Annotated in this window: 28 protein-coding genes and 1 pseudogene; 17 read left to right on the forward strand and 12 right to left on the reverse strand. The window is 50.2% G+C overall.

Annotated elements, in window-relative coordinates; genetic code table 11:
- Window positions 1-200: 200 nt before the first annotated feature.
- Both HMPREF1536_RS11730 and HMPREF1536_RS11735 read right to left on the reverse strand, forming a co-directional pair.
- Window positions 201-461 (reverse strand): DUF4099 domain-containing protein, encoded by a 261-nt coding sequence (locus HMPREF1536_RS11730; protein ID WP_005834126.1) that lies wholly within the window; start codon window positions 459-461, stop codon window positions 201-203.
- 42 nt (window positions 462-503) lie between these two features.
- The gene (locus HMPREF1536_RS11735; protein WP_005834127.1) at window positions 504-2,276 is read right to left on the reverse strand and encodes a DUF3945 domain-containing protein; all 1,773 of its coding nucleotides are present in this window, start codon (window positions 2,274-2,276) and stop codon (window positions 504-506) included.
- Between the two features lie 782 nt (window positions 2,277-3,058).
- On the opposite strand from HMPREF1536_RS11735, the gene HMPREF1536_RS11745 reads away from it, so the two are divergent.
- Both HMPREF1536_RS11745 and HMPREF1536_RS11750 read left to right on the forward strand, forming a co-directional pair.
- A complete protein-coding gene (locus HMPREF1536_RS11745; protein WP_005834130.1) occupies window positions 3,059-3,781 on the forward strand; it encodes a type IV toxin-antitoxin system AbiEi family antitoxin domain-containing protein in 723 nt (240 codons plus the stop codon).
- Complete coding sequence (locus tag HMPREF1536_RS11750; protein ID WP_005834132.1) at window positions 3,778-4,851, forward strand: nucleotidyl transferase AbiEii/AbiGii toxin family protein; 1,074 nt, start codon at window positions 3,778-3,780, stop codon at window positions 4,849-4,851. Before HMPREF1536_RS11745 ends, HMPREF1536_RS11750 begins: the two co-directional genes overlap by 4 nt.
- A gap of 111 nt (window positions 4,852-4,962) precedes the next feature.
- Here the strand turns inward: HMPREF1536_RS11750 and HMPREF1536_RS11755 are convergent, their stop codons facing one another.
- The 10 genes from HMPREF1536_RS11755 to mobA all read right to left on the reverse strand — a co-directional run bounded on the left by HMPREF1536_RS11755 (window position 4,963) and on the right by mobA (window position 11,735).
- On the reverse strand, window positions 4,963-5,253 hold the full coding sequence (locus tag HMPREF1536_RS11755) for a DUF4120 family protein (RefSeq protein ID WP_005834134.1): 291 nt from the start codon (window positions 5,251-5,253) through the stop codon (window positions 4,963-4,965).
- A gap of 40 nt (window positions 5,254-5,293) precedes the next feature.
- Window positions 5,294-5,722 (reverse strand): hypothetical protein, encoded by a 429-nt coding sequence (locus tag HMPREF1536_RS11760; protein WP_225607944.1) that lies wholly within the window; start codon window positions 5,720-5,722, stop codon window positions 5,294-5,296.
- A 99-nt stretch (window positions 5,723-5,821) separates the two neighbouring features.
- Window positions 5,822-6,592 carry a DUF3560 domain-containing protein gene (locus HMPREF1536_RS11765; RefSeq protein ID WP_005834138.1) on the reverse strand — a complete coding sequence of 257 codons (771 nt, stop codon included), beginning with the start codon at window positions 6,590-6,592 and terminating at the stop codon, window positions 5,822-5,824.
- A 19-nt stretch (window positions 6,593-6,611) separates the two neighbouring features.
- Window positions 6,612-6,806, reverse strand: a complete 195-nt coding sequence (locus tag HMPREF1536_RS11770; protein WP_005834141.1) for a hypothetical protein — start codon at window positions 6,804-6,806, stop codon at window positions 6,612-6,614.
- Between the two features lie 11 nt (window positions 6,807-6,817).
- Window positions 6,818-7,096, reverse strand: coding sequence for a hypothetical protein (locus HMPREF1536_RS11775; RefSeq protein WP_005834143.1), 279 nt, complete (start codon window positions 7,094-7,096; stop codon window positions 6,818-6,820).
- 16 nt (window positions 7,097-7,112) lie between these two features.
- Entirely contained in the window at window positions 7,113-7,370 is a 258-nt protein-coding gene (locus tag HMPREF1536_RS11780) for a DUF6926 domain-containing protein (RefSeq protein ID WP_005834145.1), read from the reverse strand.
- Between the two features lie 16 nt (window positions 7,371-7,386).
- Complete coding sequence (locus tag HMPREF1536_RS11785; protein ID WP_005834147.1) at window positions 7,387-7,644, reverse strand: hypothetical protein; 258 nt, start codon at window positions 7,642-7,644, stop codon at window positions 7,387-7,389.
- A gap of 325 nt (window positions 7,645-7,969) precedes the next feature.
- Window positions 7,970-9,997: a conjugal transfer protein MobC gene (mobC, locus tag HMPREF1536_RS11790; RefSeq protein ID WP_005834149.1), complete on the reverse strand. Its 2,028-nt coding sequence runs from the start codon at window positions 9,995-9,997 to the stop codon at window positions 7,970-7,972.
- 34 nt (window positions 9,998-10,031) lie between these two features.
- Window positions 10,032-11,282 carry a conjugal transfer protein MobB gene (gene mobB, locus HMPREF1536_RS11795; protein WP_028728912.1) on the reverse strand — a complete coding sequence of 417 codons (1,251 nt, stop codon included), beginning with the start codon at window positions 11,280-11,282 and terminating at the stop codon, window positions 10,032-10,034.
- 3 nt (window positions 11,283-11,285) lie between these two features.
- The gene (gene mobA / locus HMPREF1536_RS11800) at window positions 11,286-11,735 is read right to left on the reverse strand and encodes a conjugal transfer protein MobA (protein ID WP_005834153.1); all 450 of its coding nucleotides are present in this window, start codon (window positions 11,733-11,735) and stop codon (window positions 11,286-11,288) included.
- Window positions 11,736-12,111: 376 nt separating this feature from the next.
- On the opposite strand from mobA, the gene HMPREF1536_RS27870 reads away from it, so the two are divergent.
- The 15 genes and pseudogenes from HMPREF1536_RS27870 (at window position 12,112) to traM (ending at window position 25,187) form a co-directional block, all read left to right on the forward strand.
- Complete coding sequence (locus HMPREF1536_RS27870; protein ID WP_157395725.1) at window positions 12,112-12,384, forward strand: hypothetical protein; 273 nt, start codon at window positions 12,112-12,114, stop codon at window positions 12,382-12,384.
- Between the two features lie 5 nt (window positions 12,385-12,389).
- Complete coding sequence (locus tag HMPREF1536_RS11810) at window positions 12,390-13,151, forward strand: ParA family protein (protein ID WP_005834157.1); 762 nt, start codon at window positions 12,390-12,392, stop codon at window positions 13,149-13,151.
- A gap of 5 nt (window positions 13,152-13,156) precedes the next feature.
- A complete protein-coding gene (locus HMPREF1536_RS11815; protein ID WP_005834159.1) occupies window positions 13,157-13,597 on the forward strand; it encodes a DUF3408 domain-containing protein in 441 nt (146 codons plus the stop codon).
- Window positions 13,598-13,599: 2 nt separating this feature from the next.
- Window positions 13,600-14,289 (forward strand): DUF4122 family protein, encoded by a 690-nt coding sequence (locus tag HMPREF1536_RS11820; RefSeq protein ID WP_005834161.1) that lies wholly within the window; start codon window positions 13,600-13,602, stop codon window positions 14,287-14,289.
- Between the two features lie 237 nt (window positions 14,290-14,526).
- Window positions 14,527-14,823 carry a DUF4134 domain-containing protein gene (locus HMPREF1536_RS11825; protein ID WP_005834163.1) on the forward strand — a complete coding sequence of 99 codons (297 nt, stop codon included), beginning with the start codon at window positions 14,527-14,529 and terminating at the stop codon, window positions 14,821-14,823.
- 1 nt (window position 14,824) lies between these two features.
- On the forward strand, window positions 14,825-15,157 hold the full coding sequence (locus HMPREF1536_RS11830) for a DUF4133 domain-containing protein (protein WP_005834165.1): 333 nt from the start codon (window positions 14,825-14,827) through the stop codon (window positions 15,155-15,157).
- Window positions 15,154-17,238 (forward strand): annotated as a pseudogene (locus HMPREF1536_RS11835) (TraG family conjugative transposon ATPase); the annotation flags it as partial. The gene HMPREF1536_RS11830 and the pseudogene HMPREF1536_RS11835, both read left to right, overlap by 4 nt.
- Before the next feature lie 559 nt (window positions 17,239-17,797).
- Entirely contained in the window at window positions 17,798-19,609 is a 1,812-nt protein-coding gene (locus HMPREF1536_RS11840; protein ID WP_046151773.1) for a reverse transcriptase/maturase family protein, read from the forward strand.
- 92 nt (window positions 19,610-19,701) lie between these two features.
- The gene (locus HMPREF1536_RS11845) at window positions 19,702-20,160 is read left to right on the forward strand and encodes a TraG/VirB4 family ATPase (RefSeq protein WP_262496405.1); all 459 of its coding nucleotides are present in this window, start codon (window positions 19,702-19,704) and stop codon (window positions 20,158-20,160) included.
- 12 nt (window positions 20,161-20,172) lie between these two features.
- Window positions 20,173-21,189 (forward strand): hypothetical protein, encoded by a 1,017-nt coding sequence (locus tag HMPREF1536_RS11850; RefSeq protein WP_028729983.1) that lies wholly within the window; start codon window positions 20,173-20,175, stop codon window positions 21,187-21,189.
- A 74-nt stretch (window positions 21,190-21,263) separates the two neighbouring features.
- Window positions 21,264-21,893 carry a DUF4141 domain-containing protein gene (locus HMPREF1536_RS11855; protein WP_028729982.1) on the forward strand — a complete coding sequence of 210 codons (630 nt, stop codon included), beginning with the start codon at window positions 21,264-21,266 and terminating at the stop codon, window positions 21,891-21,893.
- Between the two features lie 21 nt (window positions 21,894-21,914).
- Entirely contained in the window at window positions 21,915-22,922 is a 1,008-nt protein-coding gene (traJ, locus tag HMPREF1536_RS11860) for a conjugative transposon protein TraJ (RefSeq protein WP_028729981.1), read from the forward strand.
- 18 nt (window positions 22,923-22,940) lie between these two features.
- Window positions 22,941-23,564, forward strand: coding sequence for a conjugative transposon protein TraK (gene traK, locus HMPREF1536_RS11865; protein ID WP_005834176.1), 624 nt, complete (start codon window positions 22,941-22,943; stop codon window positions 23,562-23,564).
- A 13-nt stretch (window positions 23,565-23,577) separates the two neighbouring features.
- The gene (locus HMPREF1536_RS11870) at window positions 23,578-23,883 is read left to right on the forward strand and encodes a TraL conjugative transposon family protein (RefSeq protein WP_005834178.1); all 306 of its coding nucleotides are present in this window, start codon (window positions 23,578-23,580) and stop codon (window positions 23,881-23,883) included.
- A gap of 2 nt (window positions 23,884-23,885) precedes the next feature.
- Entirely contained in the window at window positions 23,886-25,187 is a 1,302-nt protein-coding gene (gene traM / locus HMPREF1536_RS11875; RefSeq protein WP_028729980.1) for a conjugative transposon protein TraM, read from the forward strand.
- The last annotated feature ends 12 nt before the right edge of the window (window positions 25,188-25,199 follow it).

Raw genomic sequence — 25,199 nt, forward strand, 5'->3', positions numbered from 1 at the left:
CAAAGCTGTAATATAAAGTAATGTGTTTAAATAGCTGATATACAGACAGACAAAAATAAAGGCTTTGGATAATAATTTACTTGTGATAAGAAAAGTTATCACGAGTTATGATAACTTCTCTGCTATAATTGCTATCATAAGTGAAAAAGATTAAGCCGTTCCCCGAAACGCTTAAGCTCAGGGAAACGGCAGGTTGAATACTATTGTCCGATGGGTCTGATACCGTTGATTTCCAGTAACGGGGTGTCGTTCTTCCGCACCAGCTGAAGGGTGGCGTCCATAACGACATCCACACCGAGCAATACCAGGCTGAGGGCTATCACGTTCGTTCTCTCGCCTCTGAGGAGGGTGTCAAGTTCCCCCGCCATTTCCAGTTCGTCCTTCAGGATGCCGATGGCGGCGAGCTCTTCCCAGTTCACGTCTTCCGCCTTGAAAGGCGTGTTGTTCTTGTTTTCTTTCATCTTCGTGAAAATTTTAATCGGTTTATACTGCTTTATCCGGCCTTATTGGCTTACGCTTCGTCTGGAAGAGCGTTTGTTGCCCTGGCTCTCTGCCTGTTTGTTCTTGTTGGCCTCGGCTACCACGTTGCGTTGCGTCGCGCTGCGGTCACGGTCGGGATTTCCGTTGTAGTAGTTCAGCTTACCGCTGTTGAAGTCGGCCTTGACATACTGCGAAAACTTCTTGCCGTCGTACCCCGTCATGCCCTCCACGAGCACGGCCTTGCCGTCCTGGAGCTGTCCCCGCTGTTTGGCCGTCAGGACAACGCCCCATATTTCTGCCGGAATCTTGAACTCCTCACGCTGGTCAAAACCGTCGGGAGTCTTGGAATACTGCGGGTTGCCCGTTTCCATGTTGAGCCTGACGAACGAGGAAAAGACCTCACCTCTGCGGCTGATCATATCCTTAATGAAGATAGCCTTGCCTTCGCTCAGTTCCTTTTTATCCTCCGGTGTCAGCTTGACCCCGTTGAGTTCCTTCGGGATATAGATTTCCCTTGCTCCCTCCGGGGAGTCGGGGTTATATCTCGTGTACGCGGGACGGCCGCTGGCCTCGTCGAGCTTGACGAAAGCGGAAAAAACCTCGCCGTCCCTGCGCTTCATGTCCTCCACGAAAATCGCCTTGCCGGCGTTCAGCGCCTCGACCTGTTTTGGGGAAAGTGCCACGCCGCCGAGTTCCTGACGGTTGAAAATCCTGTCGTTCGGGAAGATGTATTCGAGTCCCTTGCGGTCGGCGTTGAACTGGAGGTAGGCATCGAACGAATTACCGGCTTTCGATGTCATGCCCTCCACGTAGATGGCCTTGCCTTCACGAAGCTCGGCCTTTTCCTGGTCGGTCAGCGTCACGCCGCTGATTTTCTCGGGGATATAGGCATTTTCCGCCTTCATGGCCACGATCTCGTTGGTCAGCCTGTCGATGCTGAGGAACGAGGGCACCTCCTCATTACGTACCCTGAGGTTCACCACACGTCCCATGTTGCCGCTTTCACGCAGGTTTTTCTTGTCCTCTTCGGAGAAGATATGCCCGAAGAACGGCCTTTCGAGGTCGGGCTGCTGGCGTATGCCGTGTATGCCCAGCACCACGGGGCCTTGCGGGGATTGCTGGAAAGAGAGACGGGCATCCGTGCGGAGTACGGCGGAGCCGAAGTTCATGGTAATGGGCACGACCTGGTTGGTCTTGTAGCCTTTGAGCATCGAGTCCAAAAGCCCGCGCTCCTGAAGGTATTCACGGGACAGCCCGAAGTGCTTGAGCTGTTCCCAGTCGATCATCGATTCGTTGAACCGGTACTTGGGCTGGCCGTCCTGTGCGGTCTGCGCCTGGGTGGTTTGTTCTTGCTTTGCCATTTCTTTGTCATTTTGATTGTTGATACTCTGTTCTTTGCCTTTCGGCGTGATGTCGTACTTCGCGAGGAACTCCTCCACCGCGTCGGTCTTCTTTCCTGCGGCGAGGTCTTCGATGGCCTGTCTGACTTTCGGGTCATCGAGCGCCTGCTCCTTGACGGAGAGGATGCCGAACCGGGTCGGGTCTTTCAGCTGGCTCCAGAGGTTCTTGACGAAACTCTCGAACATGTTCGCGTAACGGTCGAGTTTGAGGAACGAGTTGCGGTTTTCCTCTTTGGCGGGTACGGATTCATACCTGCCGTTCTTGTCGAGTTTGGTGACTGCTTGCAGGAGCAGTTCCATTTTGTCAAGAATGAGGATGATGTCGCTGAACTGCTCGTTCTCAACGACCGGAGGGCTTTGCTTCGGGGTGTCGCCCCTGATGTTTTCTGCTGCCATAAACGGATGTTTTAAGCGTTAATAAAATCGTTTGTCGATGCAAATATATAGGCTTAATCTATTCAAAATATTGATATACAAATAGTTGTCGATTTGTTTCATCGGATGACATCACGTTACACCGCAAAAGGGGAAACCGTAGTGGAGAAAAAGCCGGAAAGGCACGAAAAAAGAGCGGCGGACACGACAAGGGGTGCAAAGGGAACGCAAGGGGCAGGACGCCCGCAAGCAAAGAAACAGTATTATGCAGAAGAGTGAGGCGAGCCGCTTTTGTCCCCGCCTTCTTCGGGAGGATGAAAACAGGAAACAGACTTTTGTGGGAGCGTGATAATATCGGGAAAGACCCGGGATTTTTCGGGGAGCGGACGGAATACGGCTTTCCCGTCCTTGTCCGTATTATGCGTCATCGTTCGGCTTCGCCTGCTAAGTCCCAGGCCTTTCCCCAACTCGGAAAGGCTGAACCTGCGCGTTTTTTAGGCGGAAAAATTACCGCAGGGAATTTTTTGCCTAAAACCCGCAGGGCTTGAACGCGACACGGTTCGGACTTCCGAGTTACCTTCAAAAAGGACTTGGCCGGCGGAGCGTACCATGATGCCTGTGGCGCAAGGATGGATGAAGTCTGCAAATTATCGGCACTATTCCGGTTTAGTGCCGAAATTTTGTGAATAATGGGATTTCGATTGGACTGATTGTTGAGACGTGGTATTGGAAATACAAATTATTGGCACTATTTTGAATTAGTGCCGAAATTTTGCTAACTTTGCAGAGAAAACAGATTCAAGATGAGTAACGAAACGACAACAGCCATACTCGATTATGCCGAAATGCACCATGATTTCAGCATAGAGGACTTGTTTGCCTATCTTCACGAGAGAACCGGCATCAACAGGTCTTCCTTGTCATGGTATCTGTTCAAACTTGTAGATGATAACGCACTCGTCAGAATCGGACGCGGCATGTATGGCAAAGTGGTGAAGCAATCCTTTTCTCCGAAACCGACAGATGAAGTGAAAAAGGTATATGAACTGCTGCAAGCCAATTTCCCGTTTGCCAGGTTTTGTGTCTATCAAGGTGAAATCATCGCACCGTTACAACATCATCTTTCTTCCAACAGTGTAATCTACGTGGAAACGGAAAGGGATTCGGCGGAAACCGTTTTCAATTTTCTGAAAAACGAAGGCCGGGAGGCTTACCTTCGACCGGACAAGGAAATGATATACCGTTACGTGGATATGGACCGCAGGGCGTTCTTTGTCAAAAATCTGGTTTCGGAAGCACCCTTGCAGAAAGTGTCCGATGTACCGATGCCTACATTGGAAAAATTGCTGGTCGATATATTGAGGGACTCCGACTTTTTCTATCTGCAAGGCAGTGAAAGCGAACATATCATAGAAAATGCCTTTAACCTTTATGCCGTTAACCGAAGCCGGCTTTTCAGGTATGCCGGCAGACGGAAGGTGAAGGAAGAATTATCGTCCATCCTGAATAATTTGAATATACAATGATAAAGAAAGAATGTTTCACGACAGAATGGATCGGGCAGGTCTCATCCGCATTGCATTACAATGACAAGAACCTGATAGAAAAAGTAATCCGCGCATTGTCGCTGCTTGAAATGTTGGTCGGGGCCGGCTGTCCTTTGGTTTTCAAGGGCGGAACGGCACTGATGCTCATACTCGGAAAGTCGGCCCATCGTCTGTCCATCGACATTGATGTGATTTGTCCTCCGGGGACAAATATCGAGGATTACCTGAAAGCGTTTGCCGATTTCGGTTTTACCGATCTGGAACTTGTAGAGCGCAAGCAAAGGAATGACGCCAACATCCCTAAAAGCCATTCCAAGTTTTTCTACCAGATAGCCTACCGGAATGATACGGACGCGCAATCCTACATCTTGCTGGACGTATTGTACGAAGATGTTCATTATTTACGGACCCGGCAGATAGCCATAGACAGCCCGTTCATCCGTTTGGAGGGAGAGCCGCTAATGGTAACGGTTCCTTCCGCGGAAGATATTCTCGGGGACAAGCTGACGGCTTTCGCTCCCAACACGACCGGAATACCTTATTATAAAAACGGCAAGTCCTGCTCGATGGAGATTGCCAAACAGCTCTATGACGTGGGCAGGCTGTTCGAGAATGTATCGGATTTGCAGATCACCTCACAGGCGTTCCGTAAGATTGCAGCGGTGGAACTTTCATACCGTTCTTTAGGGACTGATGCAGGACTGGTGTTCAACGATATTCGCCAGACGGCTCTTTGCATATCCACACGGGGCAAAGCAGGAGAAGGAGATTTCAATCTGATGCAGGACGGTATCATCCGTGTCAAGTCGTTCATGTACAAACAACGTTATCTGATAGACAACGCCATTATTGATGCAGCACGGGCGGCTTACCTGGCCACGCTGATTGAAAAAGGCGTTACACAAGTGGAACCGTACCCGGAAAATCCGAACGATATAAAAGATTTGGTTATCCGGACTTCATTGACAAACAAGTTGAACAAGCTGAAATCCAATTTGCCGGAAGCCTACTACTATTGGGCTAAAACGAGTGAGTTGCTGGAATCTTGAAAAGGAATACCCAAACTTGCGGTGGCGGATTAACACAATACAAGAGAAGCCGGTTCAAATTGCATACGGACTTGAACCGGCTTTTTCTATAAACAGGTATTTTAATGAGTATCAGGTGTGGATGCTCCATCCATGAAACGGTTCCAACAGAACGGAATACGACCGGTCGGGATTGCCGTGATAGATTAATCCCCCGACGATACCTGTCTTTCCGTCCGGATAGCATTCCCTGAACCCGAACGAGTGGGGAGCGAAATCCCGGTAAAGTTCTATTTCACACGGGCAGTTGGGATTGTTCTCCCACTGTTCCAACCTTTTCAGGCAATTATCCAGCGATGTGTCGCCGATTTCCTTTGCATATTTCACTACCTTGTCGTAGTGTTCCTGACATAGAATTTTCATATTGCAATATTGTTTAATGGGTTTGACGATTGTGTGGGATTTAGCCGTTACAGCATTTATCTAAGTCATGGATTTCCGTTACGATGAAGTCCTCGCCGCCAAATTCGCACAATGATTTGAGACCGGAGAGGCCGTCGCAGTAGAAGAAAATATCATCCTCTTCATCGGGATTGCAGTCTGAAGAGAGCCGGATTTTTACATGTTCGCTGTTATTGTCGTCTTTCCACACGACAACGCAAACGGCGTATTCGGGTTCCTCTTTCTTTTCTTCCACGTACCGTTGATATATCCGGTCGATATCCTCCTTTACCTCGTCCGTGTCGGTCAACACGGTTCCGTGACCGCACTTCCCGCACCAGCCGTATTGGAATGACTCGTCGGTATAATTGTGGAACTCCTTTGTGTTGGGGTCAATCATGGCTTCACAACTTACTTTCGTGCCGCCGCATTTTGTACAGATTACATTCATGTCATTTCATTTTCAGATCATAAAATCCGGCTTGCAGACCGGGAGGAGCATTTACGTCCGCAAGTCGCAAGCCGGGAGATTGATTCATTCATACGATGTCTACGCTTCCGTTTCTTCAAGCAGTTCTTTAATGAAGTCGATGTTCCGGCGGTTCATGTACGACTGCCAGCAACTGTTGTGACGCGACCAGCGGAACCCGTGCTGTTTGAGAGAATCCCGGATCTCCTTGGCGGGGATATCATCGAAAAATACCTGAAGGCGGTTTTCCGGATAATTTTCCACCACCCGCACACCGTTAATCGTGTATTCCTTTTCCGGTGTGCCTTTCATCCGTTTCGCCAGTTCCAGCCTCTTCTTGATACGGTTGATGTTGGCGTTGTTGTTGGAAAGTGAGAATGACGGAAAACCGATGTGCCCGTAACACGGGGTGAGCAGTTCGACGGCACTTTTTTCCGAGTATCCCAATTCCATCAGCCGGACCTTTTTCTCCTCTTCGGTCAGTTTCTTGTTCTTGACCACTTTGTTTGCCGCTTTCATGTCTTCTTGCGCCTTGACCAGTTCGGCCAGCTTCTGCTCCAGCTTTTCCACGGCATTGTCGTCATCCAGATAGATGGCGTTGTTGTTCTCCGCCGCTTCCGCTTTCCGCTCATAATAATCCGCTTTCTCGGAAGCCTTCACGCTTTGCCCCATCTTGTTCCAGATTTTCTCCCGATAGTTCCTGTCCGCTTTCCCATGCACGGGCTGTCCCATCGGGATTACGCTTGCCATGGATTCGGACTGCCTGAAACATTGTTCGGATTGCTTTCTCGCATTGTCTGCAAGCTCACGGTATCTGTCCGTTCTTGCCTGTTGTCTTTCTTCTCTGTTCATCGCTTTTTGTTTTAAGTTGTCAATAAAGTAATTCCTTGATTCTTTTGATGGTAAATATTCCTTTCAAGGGCTTCTCCAATTCCTTGTGCCGGAGGATACACTTGTACAAACCGGCATCTGTCCGTTCATACAATCTCACGGAAATGAACTCGTCATTTTCAAAGAGATACTCCATTTCCTTCTGTGATGCTTTGATTTTTACATGACTTTCCATCGTCTTTTAATTTATGGGTTAAACTTGGGTTTTGCCCGTCTCAGGATATGCAGGTTATCATACCCGACCGATGTCAGTTCAGCCAGCAGTTCCCTGTATTCTTCCGCGGTGGCGGGTCTTGTTACGGCAATCACGCCGGCATAATCCGCCGCGGCATGCTGTCCCGTGTGCATATAGGATGTGACGGCATTTCCATGCGCATTCCACGGCATATATGGAAAGAGGGCGATTATCTCTCCCTCTTTGAACCTTCTGAATACCACTCTCGTCAGCTGTCTTTTCTCTGCCATACCGTTTCATTTTCTGTTATGGTTCCATTACAAAAGTGACCTTGTAGGTCTTGCAGGGCTTGCCGAATGCCGGATAGCGGTCGAACTCGCTGTACGATTCCCAATCCACCGACATGACATAACCTTTGGGGAAATTTTCGGTGATGAACCCGGTTACCATTTCCCGGTCTTCGTCGGTGATGAAAAGGTCTTCATCCATACCGTATTCCAGCGCGTAGAGCGCCCATTCGGGAATGTTGTCCCATACGATTGTTTCTCTGCGGTCCTCACTCATGGCATCTGTTTTTATATCATTGAACCATCAGTTCACGGATAATGCCGTCCAGTTCCGTTTCCCATTTTCCTGTTCCGTCTGTCATCGACGGGTAGGTCAGTTGCTGCCACTGACGGTAATCGAAAACTTTCATTCGGAGCGGATAATAGTCGAACAGTTTCCGGTTTCCGAAGAATACTCTCAGGTGATTGGTTCCGACTTCCATCAGTTTCAGACCGTAACGGTTGAGAATCTCGTGGAATCTTTTCATCGGTGTGAAGTTGCTTCTGCTCATAACTGCATTCTTTTTGAGTTAAACATCTGAGGCTCCGGGGAGCCACTATTTCCTTTTCTTACCTGCCTGACCGTCCTGTGCCCGGATAGTGCAAGGCTTTGCGAAAAAATACCGGAGCCGGAACGGCGAGGATGATTTTTTCAGCAAACCCCAACGGGGCCCCGGCCTTGCACTATCCGTCGGGGCGCAGGACTACCTTTGCAGGTAGAAAAGAAATAGTGCATTTGTTTTTTAGAAGTGCTTGTGATGAAAGCATAAAAAAAGAAAAGCGGAACATGCCGTCCGACACATTCCGCCACGATGATATAATATATAGGTATGACAGTTACTGCTTCTCTTGCTTTCCGTCCTCCTGCGGAAGCAGGTGCCTGAGGTTCGGATCATTGGCTATACGCTCCATCTCATCCTCGATAATCTGCACCACGTCCGCCTTGATACGCGTGTAGTTCCGTTCTATCTGTTGCTGCATGATGTCGTTGCCCTCGCTGTCCTTGAACTCGTTGATGACGGGTATCTTTTTGTAAGCCTTGGTTTCTGCCGCCACTTTCTCGGTATCCACGATAATGCGGGCATGGAAAATCTTCTGTTCGATTTCCTCCCCGAAATTATCCGCCACGCTGCCCACGAACGTACCTTGCGAGAGATTGGCGATTTTGGATGCAGGAATAAGCGAATCCATCTGCGTGTTGATGGAAGTCGAGGTATCTTGCCGGTTGATGGAGAGCGACTGCCGTTGTTGCAGGATTTTACCGAAACGTTCCGAGAGATTCTTGGCCGTTTCTCCCACGACCTGCCCGCTGAAAATATTGCCCACCGTATTTTGGATCACTTTCGCCTCCTTGTCCCCGTAATCCCTTGCTAACTGACTGAAATCCTGAAAACCGAGACAGACGGCCACCTTGTTGCTTCGGGCAGTGGCGATCAGATTGTCGATACCCCGAAAATATATGGTAGGAAGTTCGTCAATGATGATAGAGGATTTAAGCTGTCCTTTCTTGTTTACCAGTTTCACGATTCTGCTGTTGTACAGTCCGAGCGCGGCGGAATAAATGTTCTGCCTGTCCGGATTATTCCCCACGCAAAGGATTTTCGGGTGTTCGGGATTGTTCAGGTCAAGCGTGAAATCATCGCCCGTCATCACCCAGTACAGTTGCGGGGAAATCATCCTCGAAAGGGGGATTTTCGCGCTCGCGATCTGGCCTTGGAGCTGGTCCTGCGCGCCCCCTTGCCAGGCATCCATAAACGGGCTCAGATAATTTTCCAAAGCGGGATAAGAGGTCAGAATCGTGAAGATATCCGCGTAGGGCTTGTTCAGAAATTCGATGGCGTGCGGGAACGTGCAGTATTTCCCGCCCCTGTAAATCCGCAAATACCAGATAATTGCCGCAAGCAGGATAATCGGCGACTCCACGAAGAAATCACCCTGTTTCTGTATCCAGGTCTTGTTCAAATTGAGCATGATGGTATAGGCACTTTCATAGGCGTCCGAGATGTCCGCCATGAATTTCGGGTTGATGGGATTGCAACGGTGCGAGCGGCGCGGGTCATCGAAATTGATGACGTAAAATTCGGGCTTCACCTTGTATTTGTCGAGATTCTTGAGCAGTTCGTTGTAGGCGATAATGGAGAGGTCATCGAATTTGTAGTCATAGATATATACAGCGAACCCTTTGGATATCTGCTGTTTGATATAGCTGTTTACCACCGCGAAACTCTTTCCCGATCCGGGAGTGCCCAACACGATAGTGGCCCTGAAAGGATTGACGATATTGATCCAGCCGTCCCATTCTTTCTTCTGGTACACGAACTTGGTGGGCAGATTTACCGAGTATTCGTTTTCCATCAGGACGGTGTTCTGCATGAATGATTCATTCTCCATGTTGAACACGTCATCCATCAGGTCGTTTTTCAGCATACGGCTTACCCACACGCCGGCCATCAGCATCAGGATATATCCGGTCGTGAGCGTTGCCGTGTACAGTCCGGCCTTGGCTATGGAAGATACCGGCAGTTCCAGCATCCACCAGTTCATGAAGAACAGCACCAGCCCGCCGAGAAAGAAGGCATAAATTTTATTCCAGGTCATATCCCGGTTCTTGACCCCTTTCGTGCCCAGACAGGAAAGGGCGAGAAATATGAGCGCGAATACCTTTGTCAATAGAAGGCTCCTGAACAGTCCCGCAGTCCGTTGGAAGTTCAGCAGGATCTTATCCACAATTCCGATGGAGATACCCATGTCGGAAAATGCCTGATAACAGTACCAGTACACATGAATCACTAAAAACAGGATGGATACGGCCCGCATGAACTCCATTGTCTTGGCCAATCCGCGAATGTCGTCTTCTTGTTGCATAATCGTAGATTTTAATTGAATGAATAATCGGGTTTCAAAGGCCGCGTGAACGGCGTTTTTTCTTTTTCTTCTTTTGCAGCATTCGCGCGAGGGCTTCCTCTTGCGCGTCAGCACCGTTGGCATCGAAAGAAAACATGCCGAAGACCTGCTCGATGGAACTCTCCATGTCACCGGAGCGGAGCGACTGCATATCCTCGCCGAACAAGGGGGCTTGCGGCAGGACGGCATCTTCCGGAGAGCGGAATAGTTTCTCGAACACGTTGGCGGAAAATTCTTTTCCCAACCGGGAACCGTTGTACACCTCCTTGTTGTTATGGTCGATAAACGTGACCCCGTAGATGCGGCCTTCATCGTTGGTTCTAAAAACCGTGTCGATGCCCCGTTCACGCAACAGCTCCGTGAACGCTTCCTTACTGCCCATGCAGCCGTGCATGGCAAGTGCCACATCGTTCCGGATTTTCGGTTGCCATTTCTTCGCCTTGAACTCCCCGGTGTTGTATCGGAGCCGTTTCTCCACCCCCTGATACCCGAAACGTTTGTCGATAAGCGAGGACTTGATGGGTGCGCTGACCGCCTTGCCGTTGTCGTCCGTAACGGCATAGACAATGCCCGTGTAGGGAACGCCCCCGTGTTCCCCCTTGACCTGTTTGGCTTCGATGTTGAAACAGGAAAGCAGGGCGCTGTACTCGCCGAATGTCTGGAAACAGTAGGCCGTGAAGACGCTTTTGAGGATATTGGATACCTGCCGTTTCAGGTCGCCTTGCGTGTAGTCAGCTTTTTTCAGGTAAATGCCGAGCTGTTCATCCTTCTTGTCCGCGTGTTGCTTTAACCCGAACTCCCGTTCCAGTTCCCGGCAGGCTTTCATCGAACGGTTCCACTCGTAGGCATCATCTATCTTTTCGCCTTTCTCGTTCACGCAGGTGGAAACGATGTGGATATGCCGACGGCCGATGTCCTCGTGCATATATACAATGTACGGCTGGTCGCCGTACCCCATTTTATCCATGTACTCCTTTGCCAGATTGGCAAATTGCGCGTCCGTCAGCTTGTCTTCGGGAGACGGGTTGAGCGAGATGTGCAGGATGGGTTTCTCCGTGTTCCTGTTGGCGAGCAGGTAACTCTCGAACGCCCACATCGTCCGTTGCATCAGACGCTCGGGACTGTCCGTGATGTCGGCAATCATCCGGTTGCCGGAAATGATGCGGGCATGGGAATCGCCGACCTTCTGCTGGTTGTAGGCTATCGCCCCGTAGAGCGATGCGCCGCGGTTGATTTTCGCTACCATAACTTATAGGGATTGACGGTTACGGTTCAGGTATTTCTCCTCGTATTCCCGGGTCAGCGCGATGATCTGCCTGCTGAGAACCACTAATTCCATCGTGGTTTTCTCCAATTTATACAGTAAGGCAAGCGCACGCTTGTCGCTGAAATTGCTCTTGACAGCCTTTACCGTCTGGTTGTAATTGTTGCCTATCGCCTGGAACTGGTGGTAGAAATTGGTCAGCCGGATGTAGTAATCCATCGTTGCCTTGTCGATTTTTACCACCTTGATTTCACGTCCGAAAAGCATGGACTTGATGAATTTCGACCGTTGGGAAAATCCCGACTGCTCGAAAAGAAGCTCGAATTTCCCGTTCTCTTCCGAGTTCAGTTTGATGCCGTAGCGGAAAACGGCGGGATCACTCTTGGGCTTTCTGCCTGCCGTCCTTCTCTTTTTAGGGTTGTTTTCTGTTGCCATATCACTTGTTTTTTTGTTGTTCCTGTCTGTCCGTCAGGATTTCCGACTTTGGAGGAAATCCCTCCCGAGCCGTCAGGCGAGCGGCAAGTTGTTTTGGGATGCCCGAATTATTTCGGGCGGCCCAAAACACAACTTGCTATGTTCGCTTGAACATGAATTTGCCTTTCGTCAAATTATCGGGGCCGGTGAAACTTTCGGGTTTCGCGGGGTACATCCGATGCCTCTGCAAACCATGACGGGACCGGTTGCAAAGTTACCGGTAAGAATCTGTGTGATAAATAGTTAAGTCGGTGTAACAGAATGTCATACGGTGTCATATATCGGCATCAGGCTCCGATTCCGCACGGGATAGACGATAAAGGCGTTTATTTGCAGCATGAACGGTTGCAGCACACCGGACAACAACGGTTTGGGGCATGATTGCACGGACGGTTGCATGAAGGCAACCATACAACCGGGCATTATTGGTTGCAACCATATAACCGTGCCACCATGCCACCATGCAATCAACCATGTAACCGTGCAATCATTCAAGGGTGTAACCACCCGGACATGCAACCGGCCAGTGATGCACGCAACCGTTCATGCAGCCGGTAAACCATATAAGCAAACAGTGATGCAAACAACCAGTAATAACTTAAAACAATAATGATTATGGACAAGGAAACATTATTTGTTGCACTCAGCAACCAGAAAGGCGGCGTCGGAAAATCGGCTTTCACGATTCTGCTCGCCAGTTATTTTCATTACGTGGAAAATCTGAATGTGGCGGTCATCGACTGCGACTCTCCGCAGCACAGCCTCGTACGTATGCGGGAGAGGGACAAAAAGGCCATTGACCGGAGCGACCATTATAAGCAGCAGATGATGGCGCAGTGGGAACGCATCAAAAAGAAAGCCTATCCGATTATCGGTGTCAGGGCGGAGAAAGCGAGGGAAGCCGCCGATGAGCTGGTGAAAAACAGCGAACATCCCATCGACCTGGTTCTGGTCGATCTGCCGGGTACGGTGGACGCGCAGGGCGTGTTCCGTACCATTGTCAATATGGATTACGTGATTACCCCGATTACGGCGGACAAGATGGTCATGCAGAGCAGCCTCTCTTTCTCCACCACCGTGCTGGACTATATTCGCGACAGACCTGAAATCCCGCTGAAGGACATCCTTTTCTTCTGGAACAAGATAGAACGCAGGGCCAATACCGAGGTGTTCGACATCTACCGGATGATGATGCAGCGACTGAAGCTGACAGTGTTGGAAACCACTGTTCCCGACACGTGCCGCTACGATAAGGAGCTGTCCGTCAGCAGCAAGAGTTATTTCCGCTGTACACTGCTGCCGCCTCCGGCCAAATTGCTGAAAGGGAGCGGATTCGTGGAGCTGGCAAACGAACTGAAAGAGAAACTTAAACTGTAACGCGTATGGCAAAGAAAATAGTCGAGGTGGATGAAGACCTCCTCAAAGGAATGATGACGAGCGATATCCCCCTGTATGGAAGGGATACGGAACGGAAGGAAACGGAACCTGCACCGAAAAAAGCGGCGACAGCCGAACCGGAAAATATCTCTGACGCTCCGGCGGAAAGAGAGATCTCGGAGCAACCGAAGTCAGTCAGGAACCGACGAAAAAAGGAAAGCGGTTCGGATTACCGGGAGCTTTTTCTGGTCAATACGCCGAGTCCGAACCGTTCGCAGACCTATATCAACCGGGATATATACGAACGAATCAAACGCTTCCTGCCGCTTATCGCGCCGGAGGTCAGCATCGCCAGTTACATCAGCAATATCCTGGGTGACCACATAGAGCGGCATTGGGAAGAAATCAATGAAATGTACAGTCGGGAACTTTCTAAACCGTTGTAACCATGGAAACCTATTTTTATTTCAGTGTCAAGACGGTATGCTGCGGGTATCTCTTTTATCGCCTGTGGATTTTTCTGTTCAGGCAGCGGATATACGGCTTGTGGGAGGATATGGTAAAATACCTTCCCAAAAAGAAAGGGAAATCGGCTGAGCCGGTCACCGCTCCGAAGGTTGATGACAACGAGGTCATCGGCAAGACGAATATCGTCTATCTGGAAGATCCGGAAATCGACTGCAAGGTTCCGGCCCGTAGCGAGCCGCTTCCTCCGGCGGAGGAGATGGAAGAAGAGGAGGATATTTCCGCGGATGATGTGGAATCCACTTTTACCGGTAACCCTCCGGGCGGATTGTCCGAAGAAGAGAAAGCGGAACTGATGTCGGATTATGTATCGGAAGTGGACGAGGACTTTTCCACGGGTATGACCTACGAGGACATGATGAATGCCGTCGGCGTGTTGACGGAGGAAAACCGCAATATGAACGATGAAAAGGTTATCCGTACCGTCAAGTCGATATACGACATCCGGCAGACCGAGATATTCGATTTTTTCACCACCGAAGTGAGTAACATCGAACTGGTGGAGAGTCTTTTCAAGGAGTGTCTGGACGAATACGGTGAGCCTTTGCCGCAACGGAAAAAGGAAGCACCGCCGGAATCGGAGGAAAAGTTCGATTGGGATAAATATGTCTGATACGCAACAATTGGATACAGGTAAAATGGCAGAGCAACATCTGCCATTTTTCTTTTGCCTTGTCGGCAGGTGGATTTTCAGCCTTTCACCTCTCTTTTTCTAATCCTCAAAATCAGCTTCCGATGTAACGTGACGACATCCGGTGTAACGCATCGTCAGCTTTGTAAATCAACGAATTAAAGCCTATATATTCGCTGTCGAAATCAAATTTTGTCTCACAATTTAAAGTTTTCGACAATGAAAAAGAGAGTCATTTTTTCGGCAGCCATGCTGCTTGCGGCAACGGGGGCTTTCGCCCAGGGTAACGGAGTCGGCGGTATCGTCGAGGCGACCAACATGGTCACTTCCTATTTTGATCCCGCAACCAAACTGATTTATGCAATCGGGGCCGTGGTCGGCTTGATCGGAGGGGTAAAGGTCTATTCAAAATTCTCATCCGGCGACCCCGACACCTCGAAGACGGCGGCCAGCTGGTTCGGGGCGTGTATTTTCCTGATTGTGGCAGCGACCATCTTACGCTCATTCTTCCTGTAATATGGCGGAGTATTCTATCAACAAGGGAATCGGCCGCAGTCCTGAGTTCAAAGGATTGAAGAGTATGTACCTGTTTGTCTTTGCGGGCGGACTGCTCGCCGTGTTCGTGATTTTCGTAGTCATGTACATGGCCGGAGTGGGACAATGGACCTGCATCGCATTCGGTGTCCTGTCGGCCTTTCTGCTGGTATGGGGCACATTCCACCTCAATGCCAGGTTCGGAGAGTACGGCCTGATGAAGTTGCAGGCCCGCGGCAGCCATCCCCGGTACATCATCAATCGGAGGGCTTTCTTCCGGTTGTTTTCCCGTAACCATAACACACGAAGCGTATGAGAAATGTAATGAAAGCAGCCACGCTGGAAAGCAAGTTTCCGATTCTGGCGGTGGAACACGACTGCATCATCAGCAAGGACGCGGATATTACGGTAGCCTATAAGGTGGAACTGCCCGAACTCTTCACGGTGACGCGGAACGAATACGAGGCCATCCACTCGGCATGGGCGAAAGCGGTAAAGGTATTGCCGAATTACAGCATCGTGCACCGGCAGGACTGGTTCATCGAGGAGAACTACACGCCCGACATCCAAAGGGACGACCTCAGTTTCCTCTCCCGTTCCTTTGAAAGGCATTTCAATGAGCGGCCGTATTTGAGGCACACAAGCTACCTCTTTCTGACCAAGACGACGAAGGAACGCAGCCGTACCCAAAGCAATTTCACGGCACTCACTCGGAATTTCATCATTCCGAAGGAGATGCAGGACAAGGATACGGTGACACGTTTCCTGGAGAGTTGCGACCAGTTCGAGCGCATCATCAACGACAGCGGCTTTGTCCGTATCACGCGGATGCGGAAAGACGAGATTACCGGGACGGAAAACAGCGCGGGCATCATCGAGAAGTATTTCTCGCTCTCGCAGGAGGAAACGACCTGCTTGCAGGACCTCACGCTCGGGGCCGCAGAGATGAAGGTCGGCGACAACTGCCTCTGCCTGCACACCCTGTCCGATACGGACGATTTGCCGGGCAAGGTGGCGACGGACATGCGCTATGAACGCCTGTCCACCGACCGGAGCGACTGCCGTCTTTCGTTCGCGGCTCCCATCGGGGTACTGCTCACGTGCAACCACATCGTGAACCAGTATCTCTTTATCGACGACCCGGCCGAGAACCTGAAGAAGTTCGAGAAGCAGGCGCGCAACATGCACTCGCTGTCACGGTACAGCCGCAGCAACCAGATCAACCGTGAATGGATTGAGGAATATCTCAATGAGGCGCACAGCCTCGGACTTACCTCCATCCGTGCGCATTGCAACGTGCTGGCATGGAGTGACGACCGCAACAGGCTCAAACAGATCAAGAACGATGTGGGAAGCCAGCTTGCGCTGATGGAGTGCAAGCCCCGCCATAACACCGTCGATACCCCGACCTTGTTCTGGGCGGCCATCCCCGGAAACGCGGGGGATTTCCCTTTCGAGGAGAGTTATTACACTTTCATCGAACAGGCTCTCTGTTTCTTCATCGGCGAGAGCTGTTCCAGGGATTCGCTTTCCCCGTTCGGTATCCGCATGGTGGATCGTCTGACTGGCAAACCCGTCCATCTCGACATTTCGGATTTGCCGATGCGCAAAGGCGTGATTACCAACCGCAACAAATTTATTTTAGGGCCGAGCGGCTCCGGCAAGTCGTTCTTTACCAACCACATGGTTAGGCAATACTACGAGCAGGGAACACACGTCCTGCTGATAGACACCGGAAACTCCTACCAGGGGCTTTGCAACCTGATTCACAACAAGACCGGTGGCGAGGACGGTATCTACTTCACCTACGAGGAGAACGACCCGATTGCCTTCAATCCCTTCTATGTGGAAGACGGCGTTTTCGACATAGAGAAAAAGGAGAGCATCAAGACGCTTATCCTCACCCTTTGGAAACGGGATGACGAACCGCCGACACGGGCCGAGGAAGTCGCCCTCTCCAACGCGGTGAATCTCTTTCTGGAGAAGATACGCACGGACGGCAGGCTGGTTCCCTCGTTCAATACCTTCTATGAGTTTATCCGGGACGAGTATCAGGAGATACTGAAGGAGAAACGGACAAGGGAGAAGGATTTTGATGTCTTCAATTTCCTGAATGTCCTCGAACCTTATTATCGCGGCGGGGAGTATGATTTTCTGCTGAACTCAGACAAACAACTGGATTTGCTGGGCAAGCGGTTCATCGTCTTCGAACTGGATAATATCAAGGACAACAAGGTTTTATTCCCCATTGTAACCATCATCATCATGGAAACCTTTATCAACAAGATGCGCAGGTTGAAAGGTATCCGTAAGATGATCCTTTTGGAAGAGGCTTGGAAGGCCATCAGCAAGGAGGGCATGGCGGAATATCTGAAATACCTCTGTGCGCCCGTAAAGGTTGCATCGTAAACATCTCTTTGGCAAGAGATTAGGAAAGTGTTCTTTGAAAATAACCTATCATCAGCCGACTTATCTGTTTTCGGGAAAACTTAACCGAGCAGGGAGTGTAGCATGTCGGAAAAGTCATAAGTCAGTTAGTTACCAAACTGCGACTGAATGGCGAGATGAAAAGATAGATATGAGGATAAAGTCCGAATTGATTAAACGATAGTCCGAGTGGTTCCCCTTTAGGCTATGGCGTAAGGTAACTATCAATCGCCATATCGTGATACTACTTCAGTGTATAGGTATGAATGTAGCAAGAACTTATCACGACACAACCGCAGTAAGCGAGTGAAGGACGGAAGTCGTATCCGACAATCTATCATGCCAACAGTTACGATGTAATAAACGGGGATTACCTATCCCGAAGTGCCGAAAGGCTATTAGGTTTGACCTATGAAAATTCGGAGTGGTAACGGAGCTTCCATAGTAGTCCGAGCAAGGTAACGCCTTGTACATGGCGAAGGGAAGCAGCTAATTATTAATACAATTAACGGAAAATGTGAGAGACATTATGAGAAGTCCAGAAAGAGTATTAAACAGTCTATCAGAACACAGTAAGGATGTAAGCTACAAGTTTGAACGTCTTTACAGAATTTTGTTCAATGAGGAAATGTTCTATGTTGCCTATCAGCACATCTACGCCAAAGAGGGCAACATGACTAAAGGTTCGGACGGTCAGACCATTGACAACATGAGCCTGAAACGAATTGAAAAGTTGATTGATACGTTAAAAGATGAAACGTACCAGCCCCAACCGTCAAAGAGGGTGTACATACCGAAGAAAAACGGTAAGAAAAGACCTCTTGGCGTACCGACTTTCAATGACAAGTTAATACAAGAAGTAGTAAGAATGGTATTGGAAGCCATATACGAGGGAAATTTTGAATACACCTCGCATGGGTTTCGACCCAATCGAAGCTGCCATACTGCATTAACTCACATCCAAAAGGAGTTTAGCGGTGCAAAGTGGTTTGTAGAGGGAGATATAAAAGGTTTCTTTGATAATATAAGCCATGATGTATTAATAAACATACTCAAGGAGCGCATTGCGGACGAACGCTTCATACGCTTAGTACGCAAGTTTTTGAAAGCGGGATATATCGAAGAATGGCAATTCCACAATACTTACAGTGGCACACCGCAAGGGGGTATCATCAGCCCGATATTGGCTAATATATACCTTGACAAGCTGGATAAGTATATAAAGGAATACATAGCCAAATTCGATAAAGGGAAGAAACGAAAATTCAGTAGAGAAAGTTTGGACTTCGGCAATGCAAGAAAACGTATTGTGCGAAGATTGAAGTCCGTAAAAGACGAAAGGCAAAGGGTAAAGCTAATCCTTGAACTGAAAGCAATAGAACAAGGACGGGCTAAATATCCCAATGGCGAAGAAATGGATGCCGATTACAGGAGAATGAAATATGCGAGATATGCAGATGATTTTCTCGTGGGAATTATCGGAAGTAAGCAAGATGCGCAACAGATAAAGGGAGATATTAAAAACTTCCTTGCTGATAAACTGGCATTGGAACTGTCTGATGAAAAGACACTTGTCACCCATACCGAAAGACCTGCCAAGTTTCTCGGATATGAAATTACTGTAAGAAAGTCCAACGACCAAAGACGTGATAAACGGGGTAGATTAAGAAGAACCTATGGTAAAAGGGTCTGCTTGAATGTCAGTATGGAAACTGTCCGTAAAAAACTGTTCGATTGGGGAGTCTTGGAAATGACAAACCGTAACGGAAAGGAAATATGGAAACCGAAATGTAAATCGGGACTGATATTCAATGACGACCTTGAAATCCTTGATAGCTATAATCGGGAAATCGTGGGTTTCTATAATTACTACTCCATAGCCAACAACTGTGCCCATGCCTTGAATAATTTCAAGTACATCATGGAATACAGCATGTACAAAACGTTTGCAGGCAAATATAAGTGCCGCACACGCAAGGTAAACAAGAAATATCGTAAGAACGGTAGGTTTATCATAAAGCACATGACTAAAACAGGTGTAAAGGAAAGATACTTTTACGACGGTGGCTTCAAACGCAAGAAGCCCACCTATAAATCGGAATGTGACACCATGCCACGAACAATTTATACTGCGGGGCGGACAAGTCTTGTTGAAAGGCTGAAAGCCCATGAGTGTGAATTATGTGGAGCGACAGACGACCTTGTTATGCACCATGTAAGGAAACTAAAGAACTTGCAGGGTAAGGAAAGCTGGGAACGACACATGATTGCCCGCAAACGCAAAACGATTGCCGTGTGCAGGAGTTGTCACAAAAAGATACATGACGGAAAGATAGACTAAAATTAGTGGAGAGCCGGATACGCTGAGAGGTGTAAGTCCGGTTCGGGGGCGAGCATTTGGAAACCTACCATAGAAATATGACAAGGCGCTGGGTGCTTAGCCTACTTAAGACGGTCAGAAAGTTTTTCGGCGAAGCCGTGGTCGTCACGCAGGAGGTCGAGGACATCATCTCCTCGGACATCGTGAAAGGTACGATCATTAACAACAGCGACTGCAAGATTCTGCTGGACCAGCGGAAATATGCCAACAAGTTCGATTCGATACAGTCCCTGCTGGGGCTGACCGACAAGGAACGTGCGCAAATCCTCTCCATCAATATGGCCAACAACCCTTCCCGCAGGTACAAAGAGGTCTGGATAGGGCTTGGCAGCTCCCAGTCTGCCGTGTACGCCACAGAAGTATCGCTCGACGAGTATTACTGCTACACCACCGAAGAAACGGAAAAGCTGGAACTCATGCGCCTGACCGAGAAACTCGGGGGCAATATCGAGCTTGCCATCAGGCAGCTTGCGGCAAGCAAACGGGAGGGAAAATCATCATTGACCAACTAAAGCAATACGGATATGGGATTAAGGGACTGGGCGCATGAATGGCAATGGCGGGCACGTAACGGAATCGGTTACGAGCAGTTGAAAGCCATTCGGAAAGATACAATGGAAATGCTGGAAAACAGGGACATAAAAGGACTGAAGGGCCTGCTGGATACCTATGCCGGGTCTTACGATATCCCCGAAGAAATAGCAATGGGGATAGCGAGGAAGAATTTCATACTTACTCCGGAAGATGCGGCAGACAAGGATATCCTGGCTGCGATGGAAAGCCTGAAATCCACTTGGTTCGTGCAGCAGCAAGGCACTCTTGCCTCGCTTCCGGTTGAGGAAGCCGACGGCATACACGGTATGCTTGCCATGCACGTCTTTATGCTCGATGCCTATGTGGAACGTCATCCGGGATGCGGCATACCCCGTCCGGAACCGGAAGAGGTGGATGCCGCCCGCCGGATTCTCGACCGGCGGTACGAGGGAAAGGCAGACTGGCAACTCTGTCAGTTCATTCTTGTCCGGACTTTCCCGTCGGATTATGTCATGTATCGGTACGGACTCGCGGAGGATTTCAACAGGTACTCCAAACTGAACGAGGAGTGTCTGAAAGCGATTGAAACGGGAGATAAAGACCGGGAAAAGAAATTGATGGAAGCCATCGGAAAGATGGAAACCACCCTTGAACGCAAGTCTGAAAAGGCTCTGGACAGCATCGAAGGAGCGCGTGTGCCGGATGAGTACCTCAAAGAGTTGGACGATGAACTGAGTAGACTTGCCGGACTTGTATGGGACCCGCGCCGGATTGAGGACTGTTACGGCGGCTTCCTGGAAAAACACGGCATCCGTGCGGACAGCCCTGTGCCGGAGCTGGAAAAGCAGATAGAGGAAGCCTATCGGTCGCTGGACGACAGGATTGTCCGGCTATGCGGCCGGAGTCCTTACGCGGACAACTTGTTCTCCGCCAAGAAAAGACAGACCGAGGCATGGGAAGTGGACCGGAAACATGCCCCGCATCTGCCCCGGCTGCCACCGAAATAGCAATCGTCAGGCGGGATGAAACCCGCTTTTTGAACCGGCAGACAAAGAGTATCAATCATTAAAAATTCAACAGTATGAGATTAAAGATTTTTATGTTGTGCGTGGGTGCTTTGTTCATCACGCATACCTCCCGGGCACAGTGGGTCGTCACCGACCCCACGAACCTTGCCCAGGGCATCATCAACGCCACCAAAAACATCGTGCAGACCTCCACGACGGCCACGAACATGGTGAAGAATTTTCAGGAAACCGTCAAGATTTACCAGCAGGGAAAAGAGTTCTATGACGGTCTGAAGAAAGTGAAGAATCTGGTCAAGGATGCCCGGAAAGTACAGCAGACCATCCTGATGGTCGGGGACATCACGGATATCTACGTGACCAATTTCGAGCGTATGCTCTCCGATCCCTATTTCAGCGCGGAGGAGCTCAGTGCGATAGCGGCGGGCTATACGATTCTGCTGGAAGAGTCCGCCAATGTCCTGAACGACCTGAGGACCATCGTCAACGAAAACGGCCTGTCCATGAGTGACAAGGAGCGCATGGAGGTCATCGACCTCTGCTACAACCGGGTTTACAGCTACCGGGGACTTGTGCAGTATTACACGAACAAGAATATCGGCGTATCCTACCTGCGTGCGAAAAAGAAGAGCGACCAGGACCGTATCCTTGCCCTGTACGGCAGTCCGGCAGAACGCTATTGGTAACCATTCAAAATCATAAGAGTTATGATGTTATTGGCAATAGATTTTGAGAACCTGCACCAGATTCTGCGGAATCTGTATCAGGATATGATGCCGCTCTGCTCCCAGATGACGGGAGTGGCGAAAGGCATCGCCGGGCTGGGTGCGCTGTTTTATGTCGCGTACCGGGTATGGCAGTCCCTTTCGAGGGCTGAACCCGTCGACGTGTATCCCTTGCTCCGGCCGTTCGTGCTGGGGTTCTGCATCATGTTTTTTCCCAGTGTCGTGCTGGGCACCATCAACAACGTGCTGTCGCCTGTGGTCAAGGGGACGAACAACATCCTGCAAACCCAGACATTCGACATGAACGAGTACCGTGAGCAGAAGGACCGGCTCGAATACGAGGCGATGAAGCGCAATCCCGAGATGGCCTATCTGGTGGACAAGGAGGAGTTCGACAAACGGCTGGAGGAACTCGGCGTGCTGGACGCCATCGAAGTGTGCGGCATGTATATAGACCGGGCGATGTATAACATGAAAAGGTCGGTGCAGGCGTTTTTCCGGGAGTTGCTGGAGCTGATGTTCCAGGCGGCGGCCCTCGTGATAGACACCATCCGCACGTTCTTCCTGATCGTCCTCTCGATACTGGGACCTATCTCCTTCGCCATTTCCGTCTGGGACGGCTTCCATGCCTCGCTCACCCAGTGGTTCGTCCGCTATATCAGCATCTACCTGTGGCTTCCGGTCAGCGACCTTTTCAGCAGTGTGCTGGCACGTATACAGGTGCTGATGCTCCGGCAGGACATCGAACAATTGTCCGACCCCACGTTCATTCCGGACGGCTCCAATGCGGTGTATATCACATTTCTAATCATCGGCATCATCGGGTATTTCACGATACCCACCGTTGCGAACTGGATCGTGCAGGCCGGAGGAGGCGCAGGAAACTACGGCAGGAATGTCAGCCAAGCAGCGGCACGTACCGGCTCCGTGGCGGCAGGAACGGCTGGTGCGGTCATCGGCAACATCGGTGGTAGGCTGATTAAAAGATAACCTATCAAAATTTTCATTATGGAGTTCAAATCATTAAACAACATCGAGAGCAGCTTCAGGCAAATACGCCTGTTCGGAATCGTGTTCGTCTGCATGTGCTGCGCCGTCATGTGCTATTCCGTGTGGAAGGCATACGGCTTTGCGGAGTTGCAGCGCGAAAAGATTTATGTACTCGACCAGGGTAAATCGCTGATGCTGGCTCTCTCCCAGGATTTGTCGCAGAACAGGCCGGTGGAGGCACGGGAGCATACCCGGCGTTTCCATGAGCTTTTCTTCTCGTTGTCGCCGGACAAGAGTGCCATTGAGGAGAACATACGGCGGGCGTTGTTCCTGGCCGACCGTTCCGCCTATACCCGTTACCGGGATTTGGCGGAGCAGGGATACTACAACCGTATCATTTCAGCCGGTATCAACCAGCGTGTGGAGATTGACAGCATGGCGTGCAACTTCAACGTGTACCCCTATGAGGTCATGACATACGCACGGCAGCTGATTATCCGCGAGAAAAGCATTACGGAACGCAGCCTTGTGACAAAAGGCCGCCTGCTCAATTCAAACCGGAGCGACAACAATCCGCACGGTTTCATCCTCGAAGCCTTTCAGGTCATCGAAAACCGGGACCTGCGTGTGACGGACAGATAAAATTCAATACAACATGAGAAAATTATTTATCAAGGCCAGAGATTATCTGGATGACGGACTGCGCGGGATGTGCGGCCGTCTGACACCCGGAAAACGGGTGGCTGCCATCGTCGGGATGGTCGTGGTGTTCGCCGGAGTCAATTTCTATATGCTCTTCCGGGCGGTCTATAACATCGGCCGGGAAGACGCAAGGCGGGAAAAGGTGATTGAGATTACACCGCTCAGTGTGCCGGACATCGTGCCTCACGGTACGGACACGCTCTCCCGGCGGACACAGCGGGAAATGGAAGAGTTCTTTAACCAATTTAATTTCGATTAGCGATGACACAGGAAGCAAATAAACTCAAACGGAAGCAGGACTTGAAGAAGTACCTGGTCTTCGCGCTGATGTTCGCCGTATTCGTAGGTTCCCTATGGCTGATTTTCGCGCCCTCCGAAAAAGGGAGGAAGGAGCAGGAGCAATCGGTCGGGTTCAACACCGAACTGCCCGATCCCCGCAATGCCGGGATTGTCGGGGACAAGAAGACGGCCTACGAGCAGGATATGATGCGGCGCAAGCAGGAGGAGAAGATGCGCACACTCGAAGAACTATCTTTCGGTACGGAAAAACCGGACAGCACGGTACGGCTGTCCGGGCAGGATGAAATTCTCTCTCTTGATGCAGGCGGGACGAAAGCGGAAACAGCGTCTTCAGGCAGAACGGTCTACCGTGGCAGCGGCTCTTTTCAATCTTCGACCTCAGCTTACCGGGACATCAACCGGACTCTGGGCAATTTCTACGAGGAGCCGAAAGAAGACCCGGAAAAGGAGGCCTTGCGCAAGGAAGTCGAGGAATTACGCAATTCGATGGTGCAGCAGCATAGTATCCAGCCATCCTACGAGGAGCAGGTTGCCCTGTTGGAGAAATCCTACCAGCTCGCCGCCCAATACACCTCAGGGGAAAACAGTGCTGCCCGGGAAACATCGGATAAAGCTCCGGGAAAAGCCGACGGCAAGGCCGACATCGTACCTATCGGACAGGTGTCCGTTCCGGTCGTTTCCTCCCTCTCGCAACCCATGAGCGACGAGCGGATTCTCGCCGGACTATCGGAATCCCGCAACCGGGGTTTCGCCACTCCGGTAGGAAACGGGGGTACTGCGGAGAAGAACACCATCCGTATCTGCGTGCATGGCGACCAGACCGTACTCAACGGTCAGAGTGTGCGGCTCCGCCTGCTGGAACCGATGCGTGCGGGAAACACCCTGCTGCCCCGCAACACCCTCGTAACTGGTACGGGGCGTATCCAGGGTGACAGGCTCGGTATCGGCATCGTCTCGCTGGAATACGGCGGATTGATTATCCCGGTCGAACTGACGGTCTATGACTCCGATGGGCAGGAAGGCATCTACATCCCTAATTCCGCGGAGGTCAGCGCGGCGAAAGAGGTGGCCGCCAATCTGGGACAGAACCTCGGTACGAGCATCTCCATCACCAACCAGTCCGCGGGGGACCAACTGTTATCGGAACTCGGCAAGGGGGCGATTCAAGGGGTGTCGCAATATGTCTCCAAAAAACTGCGGGAGGAAAAGGTACATCTCAAATCAGGCTATACTCTGATGTTGAGCCAAAAGAAAAACAACTGATTATTCACCATT

This window comes from Parabacteroides gordonii MS-1 = DSM 23371 (assembly GCF_000969825.1).
Classification (GTDB): Bacteria; Bacteroidota; Bacteroidia; order Bacteroidales; family Tannerellaceae; genus Parabacteroides; species Parabacteroides gordonii.

What these genes read in the sequence shown, in the direction of transcription:
- HMPREF1536_RS11830 (WP_005834165.1), top strand. Translation starts at nt 14,825, where the DNA reads ATGGCGGAGTATTCTATCAACAAGGGAATCGGCCGCAGTCCTGAGTTC.
- HMPREF1536_RS11735 (WP_005834127.1), bottom strand. Translation starts at nt 2,276, where the DNA reads ATGGCAGCAGAAAACATCAGGGGCGACACCCCGAAGCAAAGCCCTCCG.
- mobA (WP_005834153.1), bottom strand. Translation starts at nt 11,735, where the DNA reads ATGGCAACAGAAAACAACCCTAAAAAGAGAAGGACGGCAGGCAGAAAG.
- HMPREF1536_RS11855 (WP_028729982.1), top strand. Translation starts at nt 21,264, where the DNA reads ATGAGATTAAAGATTTTTATGTTGTGCGTGGGTGCTTTGTTCATCACG.
- HMPREF1536_RS11815 (WP_005834159.1), top strand. Translation starts at nt 13,157, where the DNA reads ATGGCAAAGAAAATAGTCGAGGTGGATGAAGACCTCCTCAAAGGAATG.
- HMPREF1536_RS11755 (WP_005834134.1), bottom strand. Translation starts at nt 5,253, where the DNA reads ATGAAAATTCTATGTCAGGAACACTACGACAAGGTAGTGAAATATGCA.
- HMPREF1536_RS11825 (WP_005834163.1), top strand. Translation starts at nt 14,527, where the DNA reads ATGAAAAAGAGAGTCATTTTTTCGGCAGCCATGCTGCTTGCGGCAACG.
- HMPREF1536_RS11745 (WP_005834130.1), top strand. Translation starts at nt 3,059, where the DNA reads ATGAGTAACGAAACGACAACAGCCATACTCGATTATGCCGAAATGCAC.
- traJ (WP_028729981.1), top strand. Translation starts at nt 21,915, where the DNA reads ATGATGTTATTGGCAATAGATTTTGAGAACCTGCACCAGATTCTGCGG.
- HMPREF1536_RS27870 (WP_157395725.1), top strand. Translation starts at nt 12,112, where the DNA reads ATGAACGGTTGCAGCACACCGGACAACAACGGTTTGGGGCATGATTGC.
- HMPREF1536_RS11870 (WP_005834178.1), top strand. Translation starts at nt 23,578, where the DNA reads ATGAGAAAATTATTTATCAAGGCCAGAGATTATCTGGATGACGGACTG.
- mobC (WP_005834149.1), bottom strand. Translation starts at nt 9,997, where the DNA reads ATGCAACAAGAAGACGACATTCGCGGATTGGCCAAGACAATGGAGTTC.
- traK (WP_005834176.1), top strand. Translation starts at nt 22,941, where the DNA reads ATGGAGTTCAAATCATTAAACAACATCGAGAGCAGCTTCAGGCAAATA.
- mobB (WP_028728912.1), bottom strand. Translation starts at nt 11,282, where the DNA reads ATGGTAGCGAAAATCAACCGCGGCGCATCGCTCTACGGGGCGATAGCC.
- HMPREF1536_RS11750 (WP_005834132.1), top strand. Translation starts at nt 3,778, where the DNA reads ATGATAAAGAAAGAATGTTTCACGACAGAATGGATCGGGCAGGTCTCA.
- HMPREF1536_RS11785 (WP_005834147.1), bottom strand. Translation starts at nt 7,644, where the DNA reads ATGAGCAGAAGCAACTTCACACCGATGAAAAGATTCCACGAGATTCTC.
- HMPREF1536_RS11810 (WP_005834157.1), top strand. Translation starts at nt 12,390, where the DNA reads ATGGACAAGGAAACATTATTTGTTGCACTCAGCAACCAGAAAGGCGGC.
- HMPREF1536_RS11780 (WP_005834145.1), bottom strand. Translation starts at nt 7,370, where the DNA reads ATGAGTGAGGACCGCAGAGAAACAATCGTATGGGACAACATTCCCGAA.
- HMPREF1536_RS11765 (WP_005834138.1), bottom strand. Translation starts at nt 6,592, where the DNA reads ATGAACAGAGAAGAAAGACAACAGGCAAGAACGGACAGATACCGTGAG.
- HMPREF1536_RS11770 (WP_005834141.1), bottom strand. Translation starts at nt 6,806, where the DNA reads ATGGAAAGTCATGTAAAAATCAAAGCATCACAGAAGGAAATGGAGTAT.
- HMPREF1536_RS11850 (WP_028729983.1), top strand. Translation starts at nt 20,173, where the DNA reads ATGGGATTAAGGGACTGGGCGCATGAATGGCAATGGCGGGCACGTAAC.
- HMPREF1536_RS11730 (WP_005834126.1), bottom strand. Translation starts at nt 461, where the DNA reads ATGAAAGAAAACAAGAACAACACGCCTTTCAAGGCGGAAGACGTGAAC.
- HMPREF1536_RS11760 (WP_225607944.1), bottom strand. Translation starts at nt 5,722, where the DNA reads ATGAATGTAATCTGTACAAAATGCGGCGGCACGAAAGTAAGTTGTGAA.
- traM (WP_028729980.1), top strand. Translation starts at nt 23,886, where the DNA reads ATGACACAGGAAGCAAATAAACTCAAACGGAAGCAGGACTTGAAGAAG.
- HMPREF1536_RS11775 (WP_005834143.1), bottom strand. Translation starts at nt 7,096, where the DNA reads ATGGCAGAGAAAAGACAGCTGACGAGAGTGGTATTCAGAAGGTTCAAA.
- HMPREF1536_RS11820 (WP_005834161.1), top strand. Translation starts at nt 13,600, where the DNA reads ATGGAAACCTATTTTTATTTCAGTGTCAAGACGGTATGCTGCGGGTAT.
- HMPREF1536_RS11840 (WP_046151773.1), top strand. Translation starts at nt 17,798, where the DNA reads ATGAGAAGTCCAGAAAGAGTATTAAACAGTCTATCAGAACACAGTAAG.